At 58.8% G+C, this 690-nt stretch carries 1 protein-coding gene and 1 pseudogene; both read left to right on the top strand.

Features of this window, described 5'->3' with window-relative positions; genetic code table 11:
• Window positions 1–460: beta-propeller fold lactonase family protein (locus tag EN949_RS35545; protein ID WP_164782690.1), on the top strand; the 460-nt coding region annotated here is incomplete at its 5' end.
• Between the two features lie 29 nt (window positions 461–489).
• Window positions 490–690 (top strand): annotated as a pseudogene (locus EN949_RS35540) (hypothetical protein); the annotation flags it as partial.

Here is a 690-nt window from a genome sequence, read left to right as displayed (position 1 = left end):
GACGGACAATGTGCTGGTCGACACGCGTCCTCGCTTCGCCGAATTCAAGCCCGACGGCTCGCAGGTCTGGGTCAGCGCCGAGGTCGGCGGCACCGTCAGCGTCATCGACAACGCCAAACGCGAAGTGGTGAAGAAGATCCAGTTCGCGATTCAGGGACTGCGGGCCGAAACCATCCAGCCGGTAGGCATCGCCATCAGCGCCGATGGCAAGAAAGCCTATGTCGCGCTCGGCCCGGCGAACCATGTCGCGGTGATCAATACCGACACTTATGAGGTGGAAAAATACATCCTCGTCGGCCAGCGCGTCTGGCATCTGGCCTTCACGCCCGACCAGAAAACGCTGATCACTACGAATGGCAATTCCAACGATATCACCTTCATCGACACGGCCACCGACGAGCCGGTCCAATCGCTCACTGTGGGCCAGCAGCCCTGGGGTGTGGTCATTTCGCCCAAATAGCAGACATTGATCATCGGGAGGCTCAAGACATGAAACTTTGCCGTAGGTTTTTCTTCGCCGCGCTCGCCGGATTTGTCCTTGCTCCGATCGTAGCAAACGCCGACGATGCGACGTCAAAACCGTCGCGTGCCAGCAAGAACCTGCCGGAATTGATTATCGGTTCGGCCGATTCCACCTATGCGGTCAATCAGAAGGACTTCGAGCTGATCGCCGGCCAGGGCTATCGCTGG

It is taken from the genome of Mesorhizobium sp. M7A.F.Ca.US.007.01.2.1 (assembly GCF_003998165.1).
Lineage (GTDB): Bacteria > Pseudomonadota > Alphaproteobacteria > Rhizobiales > Rhizobiaceae > Mesorhizobium > Mesorhizobium ciceri.
This window is presented reverse-complemented; position numbering and strand designations above follow the sequence as displayed.